The organism is uncultured Aquimonas sp. (assembly GCF_937888285.1).
GTDB lineage: Bacteria > Pseudomonadota > Gammaproteobacteria > Xanthomonadales > Xanthomonadaceae > Aquimonas.
This window is the reverse complement of record NZ_CALART010000052.1, coordinates 47,030-53,965: the sequence shown is the minus strand read 5'-3', so window position 1 is coordinate 53,965 and position 6,936 is coordinate 47,030. Positions and strand designations below refer to the sequence as shown.

Genomic DNA, 6,936 nt, shown 5'->3' with positions numbered 1-6,936 from the left:
GCATGCCCTTGCCGCCGCCGCCGTGGGCGGCCTTGATCATCAGCGGATAGCCGATACGTTCGGCCTCGGCGGCGAGGCGGTCGCGCGACTGGTCCTCGCCGGTATAGCCCGGCACCACCGGCACGCCGGCGGCGGCCATCAGCTCCTTGGCGCCGGCCTTCGAGCCCATCTTGCGCATCGAGCCGCCGGAGGGGCCGATGAAGACAAGTCCTGCAGCAGCCACTGCATCCGCGAAGTCGGCGTTCTCCGACAGAAACCCGTAGCCGGGATGGATGGCCTCGGCACCGGTGGCGCGCGCGGCCTCCAGGATCGCTTCGGGTCGCAGGTAGCTGTCGCGCGGGGCCGAGCCACCGATGTGCACGGCGACGTCGGCGAGCCGCGCGTGCTGCGCACCGGCATCGGCGTCCGAGTAGACCGCAATGGTGCGGATGCCCAGACGGCGGCAGGTGCGGATGATGCGGCAGGCGATCTCGCCGCGGTTGGCGATCAGGACGGAAGCGAAGGGCATGCGGGCGCGTCTCGCACGGCCCGCGGGGCTGGGGGCCGCTTCAAGGGGCGCTAGTTTCGGGGATTCGCCCGCACTTGGCTATGTGCCGCAGGACGGTGGCGCAGGCCCGCGGACACTACAACCCGCTCAGCGCGCGCAGTTCGGTGCAGGGCTGGCCGCGCTCCCAGAGCGCGTCGAATTCGTTCTGCAGCTGGCGACGGCGGCCTTCCGCCTGCAGGCTGGCGCTGCCCTCGAAGCGGCTGGCGAGCGGGCGCAGGAAGAACCCGCCGGCATCGTTCAGCAGCAGGGCCATCGGGTTCTGCTGGTCGATGGGCTCGCTGACATGGCGAACGTGGATCAGGCTGGTGAGGCGCTGCATCAGCGGCAGCCAGGGGTGCTGGGCGCGCTGCAAGCTGGCCGGCTCCTGCAGCAGGACGCGCACCTCGACGCCGCGGCCGCGGGCCAGCAGCTGGCGCAGGGCTTCGACCGCTTCCGGCGTGCCCAGCAGCAGTGGGTCGAGGTCGCGGGCGAACACGCTCAGGCGGTGCCGCGAGCGCTGGACGAGCTGCAGGCTCACCTCGCGGGCCTCGTGCTCGCTGTCGATGTTGAGCAGCTCCGGGCCGGCGCTGCGCGGAATCTCGTCTTCGTCCAGGACGCGACGCATGTGCACGTGCTCGATGCCGGCCTCGAAGAAGTTGTCCCCGTAGGCCTCGAAGCCGTGGCGCTCGTAGAAGTCGCGCGCATGCACCTGCGAGTGCAGCTCGACCTGCTGCAGGCCGCGGGTGCGAGCGATCTCGACCAGGCGCTCCAGCATCACCCCGCCGACGCCGCGCCCGCGCCAGGTCTCGAGCACCGCCATACGGCCAATGCGGCCATCGGGCATCAGTCGACCGGTACCGATGGCCGCACCGTCCGTACTGCGCGCGATCACGTGCTGGCAGAGTGGATCGAGCGCATCGAGTTCGATGTCCAGCGGCACGCTCTGGCCGCGCACGAAGACCTCGTCGCGGATCGCGCGCAGGCTGTCGAAATCGCGGCGGTAGTCGGCGGGTTCGACAGTGAAGCCTTCGGGAATGGCTGCGCTCATGACCGGTCTCGTCGGTGGAGTCAACGCGCGCGCGACTTGCGCGCCGGCTGCAGGATCAGATGCCCGGCCTGCACCAGGGCCCAGGCGCTGTCGCGGTCCTGTGGCTTGAGCGCGGCCCAGTCGCTGCCGTCCAACGCATCGCTGCGGGCGAGTCGCTTGGCGCCGGCCAGACTGCAGGGATGCGCCTCACCGTGCACGAACAGGAGAGCGCCTCGGCCCTGTCGCGCCCAGGCGCTGCGGCTGAAGGGATGCCAGCCGAGCTGGCCGCCGGCGGCCAGTGTCTCTTCGAGCTTGGCCCGGCTGGGCAGGCGCGGACCCGGCTGCGGCGTGCCGGCATTGCGATAGGCGGTGATGAAGCGCCCGAACCAGCGGCCCAGGGCCGCGTCGTCCATCGCCAGCAGCGGCGCCAGCGCTTGGCGCACGCGGGCGAGTGCGGCGGCATCGATCTCGGCGACATCGCGTGCCGGTGCGAGATCAGGATCGACATAGCGCAGCTCTTCCGAGAGCTGGGCGCCCAGCTCGTCGGCGAGGTCAGTGACCAGCTCGTTGACGGACGGCGCGCGCATGCCCAGCGACAGGGTGAGACAGGGCGTTTCGGCCACGCCGTGGTGGGGCACGCCGGGCGGCAGGTAGAGCACGTCGCCGGGCCCAAGCACCCAGTCGTGGCTGGGCGTGAACTGCTGTAGCAGGCGCAGCTGCGCGCCCTCGCGGAAGGTCTTGGGCGCAGCCGGATCGACGTCGATCTGCCAGCGCCGCTCGCCCAGGCCCTGCATCAGGAAGACATCGTACTGGTCGACGTGCGGGCCCACCGAGCCTCCCGGCACCGCATAGCTGATCATGATGTCGTCGATGCGCCAGCGCGGCAGGAAGCCGTAGTGCTGCTTCAGCGCCGCGACATCGGCGTCCCACTTGTCGACGTCCTGCACCAGCAGGGTCCAGTCGCGTTCGCTCAAGCTCGCGAAGCGCGCTTCGGGAAACGGGCCGGTCTCCAGCGCGTAGTGGTCCTTGCGGCGATCGTGCAGCACCAGGCGCGACAGCGCGCCGTCCTCGCAGGCGAGACCCGCGAGATCTTCGGGCGTGATCGGACAGGCCACGTCGGCGAAGGCGCCGCGGATCAGCAGGGGGCGCTTCTGCCAGTAGTCGCGCAGGAAGACGGCCGGCGCCATGCCGAGGCGATGCTTCGCGCTGGCCTGCACTTCGATCGGCAGCGTGGAGATTGCGGCGCGCTTGCGCGGGGCGATCGCCATCTCAGATCGCCTTCGCAAGTTTCGCGGCAAGGCCGGTGTAGTCGCCCGGGCTCAGCATGAGCAGCCGCGACTTGTCGTGCTCGGGCAGGTCCAGCGAGGCGATGAAGGCGCGCATCGACTCCTGGGTGATGCCGTGGCCGCGGGTCAGCGCTTTCAGCTGCTCGTAGGGATTGGGCAGGCCGTGGCGGCGCATGACTGTCTGCACCGGTTCGGCCAGCACTTCCCAGGCGGCGTCGAGGTCGGCCGCCAGACGATCCGGATCGGCCGAGAGTTTGCCCAGGCCGCGCATCAGGGCATCGATGGCGATCAGGCTGTGGGCAAACGCCACGCCCAGCGCACGCAGCACGGTGGAGTCGGTCAGATCGCGCTGCCAGCGGCTGATCGGCAGCTTGGAGGCAAAGTGCTCCAGCAGGCCGTTGGCGATGCCGAAGTTGCCTTCGGCGTTCTCGAAGTCGATCGGGTTGACCTTGTGCGGCATGGTCGAGCTGCCAACTTCGCCGGCCTTCACCGCCTGCTTGAAATAGCCCAGCGAGATGTAGCCCCAGACATCGCGGCAGAAGTCGATACCGATGGTGTTGATGCGGCGCTGCACGTCGCAGAGTTCGGCGATGCAGTCGTGCGGCTCGATCTGGGTGGTGTAGGGGTTGAAGTGCAGGCCCAGGCCCTCCACCAGCATCTGCGCCAGCCCCGCCCAGTCGACGTCAGGATAGGCGACCACGTGGGCGTTGTAGTTGCCGACCGCGCCATTGATCTTGCCCTGCAGCTCGACTGCGTCCAACTGCTTCAGCTGGCGGCGCAGGCGCGCCAGCACGTTGGCGATTTCCTTGCCCACGGTGGTCGGCGAGGCGGTCTGGCCGTGCGTGCGCGAGAGCATCGGCAGCTCGGCGTGGGCGTGCGCCAGCTCGCGCAGCTTGGCATCGAGCTTGCCCAGTGCCGGCTGCAGCACCTCGCGGCGGGCCTCGGCCAGCATCAGCGAGTAGCTCAGGTTGTTGATGTCTTCCGAGGTGCAGGCGAAGTGCACGAACTCCAGCGCGGGCCCGAGCTCGGCGTCCTCGCGCAGGCGCTCCTTGATGAAGTACTCGACCGCCTTGACGTCGTGGTTGGTGGTGCGTTCGATCTCCTTGACCCGCTCGGCGTCGGCCACCGAGAACTGCGCGGCCAGTGCGCGCAGGCGCGCGCTGGCGTCCGCGGAAAAGGGCTTGAGTTCGGGGATGCCCGGGTGCGCGGCCAGGGCCAGCAGCCACTCGACCTCGACCCGTACGCGGGCGCGGATCAGGCCGTACTCGGAGAACACCGGCCGCAGGGCGTCGACCTTGGCGCCGTAGCGGCCATCGACGGGAGACAGGGCGGTCAGCGGAGAGAGGGCTGTGGACATGGGGCTCGCGCAGGCGGGGAGGGGAGGCCGCGGATTTTACGCTGCATGGCCCGCCGCGTCGGGTTGGATGTCCCGAGCGGGCGTAGGATCGGCGCTTTCCCGCACCGGAGAACCGCCATGGCAAAGCCCCGGATCGAACGCGACAGCCTTGGAGAGCTCGAAGTCCCCGACGAGGCGCTGTGGGGCGCGCAGACCCAGCGCGCGGTGCAGAACTTCCCGATTTCGGGCCAGCGCATGCCGGCGGGCTTCATCCGTGCGCTGGCGCTGATCAAGTCGGCGGCAGCGCGCGCCAACGCGGATCTCGGCCTGCTGGATGCGAAGCTTGCCGAGGCGATCGAGTCCGCCGCGGCCGAGGTCGCCGAAGGGGGGCACGCCGAGCAGTTCCCGGTCGACGTGTTCCAGACCGGCTCGGGTACCAGCAGCAACATGAACATCAACGAGGTGCTGGCCGCGCTCGCCAAGAAACGCCTGCGCAAGACCGTGTCGCCGAACGATCACGTCAACATGGCGCAGAGCTCGAACGACGCGGTGCCGAGCGCGATCCAGGTGTCGGCGGCGCTGGCCCTGCGCGATCAGCTGCTGCCGGCGCTGAAGTCGCTGAAGAAGACGATCGGCAAGCGCGCCGACGAACTGGCGGACGTGCCCAAGACCGGCCGCACCCATCTGATGGACGCGATGCCGCTCAGCTTCGGGCAGGAGCTCGGTGCCTGGGCCGCGCAGCTCGCCAGTGCGCGCGAGCGCATCGAGCAGGAGGCCGAGCGCCTGCGCCTCTTGCCGCTGTCGGGCACGGCGATCGGCACCGGCATCAACGCGCATCCGCACTTCGGCAAGCGCGCCTGTCGCGCCCTGCAGGCGCTGACGGGTATCAAGTTCCGTCCCGCCGACAACCTGTTCGCCGGCATCGCCGGGCAGGACGCGGCGCTGGGCCTGTCGGCGCAGCTGAACGGGCTGGCGGCGATCCTGATGAAGATCGCCAACGACCTGCGCTGGATGAACTCAGGGCCCTTGGCCGGCTTGGGCGAAATCGAGCTGCCGACCCTGCAGCCGGGCAGCTCGATCATGCCGGGCAAGGTCAACCCGGTGATTCCCGAAGCCGTGGCCATGGTCTGTGCGCAGGTGATGGGCGCACATGTCACCGTGACCGTCGCCGCGCAGAGCGGCAGCTTCCAGTTGAATGTGATGCTGCCGCTGATCGCGCACAGTCTGCTGCAGTCGATCGAGCTGCTTTCGAACGCGATGCGGCTGCTGGGTGAGCGCGCCATCGCGGGTTTTCGCGTGCGCGCAGATCACATCGACGAGGCCTTGGCGCGCAATCCGATCCTGGTCACCGCGCTGAATCCGGTGATCGGCTATGCCAAGGGCGCGGAGATCGCCAAGCGCGCCTATGCGGAAGGCCGGCCCCTGATCGATGTGGCCGAGGAGGTGAGCGGCCTGCCGCGCGCGCAGCTTGTCGAATTGCTTGACCCGCGCGCACTGACCCGCGGCGGGCTGAAGGGCGGAGGTTCGGCGGGCGGCTGAAACCGTCCGCGGTTCAGGCCGCCTGGCGGCGTTCCGCCTTGTGGCTGTACATGGCCTGGTCGGCCCGACGCAGGGCGTCCATCGGATCGCCGCCCGGCTCCAGCCAGGCGGCACCGACGCTGAAGTGGATGGGGCAGGGCTCGGGCAGCGCGGCGAGATCCTCGGCCATGGCCTGCACGCGCGCCTCGATGGCATCGGGATCGCGCAGATGCGAGATCACCAGGAACTCGTCGCCAGCGAAGCGCAGGATTTCGTCGTCCTCGCGGAAATGCCGGCGCAGCGCCGTGGCGACCGCGCTCAGGCAATGATCGCCCGCGGCATGGCCGGCCTCGTCGTTGATGCGCTTGAAGTCATCGAGATCGAAGAACAGCAGACAGGCGCCTTCGCGCTGCGCCCGGTGCAGCACCCCCTCCAGCCCGTGGCGGTTGCGCAGGCCGGTCAGGGCGTCGCGTTCGGCCTGGGCGCGAAGCGCCTGCTGGCTGGCCCGCAGTTCGCGCTGGGCGCGGCTTGCCAGCGCCAGCATGCAGCCAAGGGCAATCGTCCATTCGGCGACGAGGTCGAGCGACGAATGCGCCGCCACGAACAGCGACAGGGTCTCGCCGGGAATGCGCTCCACGCCGAACGCCAGTGAGCCGTAGGCCCAGGCCTCCAGCACGGCGAACGCCGCGCGCAGGCCGAAGCCCAGCGCCAGCCATTCGAGTCCGAGGCCGCGCCCGCGCAGACTCATGAGGACGCCGGCACTGCAGGCCAGGGCGATCAGCGCGGACTGCGCCATGCCCATCAGCGGCACGCTGTCGAGCCAGATCGCACCGAGCAGGCCGTAGCTGACGGCCAGCGCCCAGGGCAGCGCGCGCAGCCGCGAACGCTCGTCCTGCGACTGGAAGCGCAGCACGCCAGCGAGCAGATAGAGCAGGAAGGCGGTCTTGGCGGTGGCATAGGTGACGCGCGCAAACAGCAGGCCGAGCGCTTCGGGCTGGGCCAGCCAGTAGAACCAGGTGACGCCCAGCGCCAGGCAGTTCCACTGCCAGGCACGCGCCCAGTCCCTGAGCACCTCGCCGCCCTCGCGGCGCCCGCTGAAGCTCAGGAAGGCCGTAATCAGCAGCACCGACAGGGTCTGGATGCCGGTGCTCCAGCGCCACAGCAGCAGTTCTTCCACGCATCCCCCTGCGGATCGATGTCAGAGCGCCTGGGCTCAGGGCCTGCGCATGTTCAGGAGCGGTCG

Annotated in this window: 6 protein-coding genes; 1 reads left to right on the top strand and 5 read right to left on the bottom strand. The window is 69.7% G+C overall.

The features are described from left to right. The 4 genes from Q0654_RS11145 to purB form a co-directional block, all read right to left on the bottom strand. On the bottom strand, positions 1 to 508 hold a 508-nt coding region (locus tag Q0654_RS11145; RefSeq protein ID WP_298853811.1), incomplete at its 3' end, for a biotin carboxylase N-terminal domain-containing protein. Between the two features lie 115 nt (positions 509 to 623). Continuing rightward, on the bottom strand, positions 624 to 1,574 hold the full coding sequence (locus Q0654_RS11140) for a GNAT family N-acetyltransferase (protein WP_298853810.1): 951 nt from the start codon (positions 1,572 to 1,574) through the stop codon (positions 624 to 626). A gap of 20 nt (positions 1,575 to 1,594) precedes the next feature. Further along, a complete protein-coding gene (locus tag Q0654_RS11135; protein ID WP_298853809.1) occupies positions 1,595 to 2,821 on the bottom strand; it encodes a cupin domain-containing protein in 1,227 nt (408 codons plus the stop codon). Between the two features lies 1 nt (position 2,822). Then, positions 2,823 to 4,196, bottom strand: coding sequence for an adenylosuccinate lyase (purB, locus tag Q0654_RS11130; protein WP_298853808.1), 1,374 nt, complete (start codon positions 4,194 to 4,196; stop codon positions 2,823 to 2,825). A 117-nt stretch (positions 4,197 to 4,313) separates the two neighbouring features. Between purB and Q0654_RS11125 the strand changes: the two genes are divergently transcribed. Beyond that, the gene (locus Q0654_RS11125) at positions 4,314 to 5,714 is read left to right on the top strand and encodes a class II fumarate hydratase (RefSeq protein ID WP_298853807.1); all 1,401 of its coding nucleotides are present in this window, start codon (positions 4,314 to 4,316) and stop codon (positions 5,712 to 5,714) included. Positions 5,715 to 5,727: 13 nt separating this feature from the next. Here Q0654_RS11125 and Q0654_RS11120 read toward each other — a convergent pair whose 3' ends face one another. Beyond that, complete coding sequence (locus Q0654_RS11120; protein ID WP_298853806.1) at positions 5,728 to 6,870, bottom strand: GGDEF domain-containing protein; 1,143 nt, start codon at positions 6,868 to 6,870, stop codon at positions 5,728 to 5,730. Positions 6,871 to 6,936: the final 66 nt, after the last annotated feature.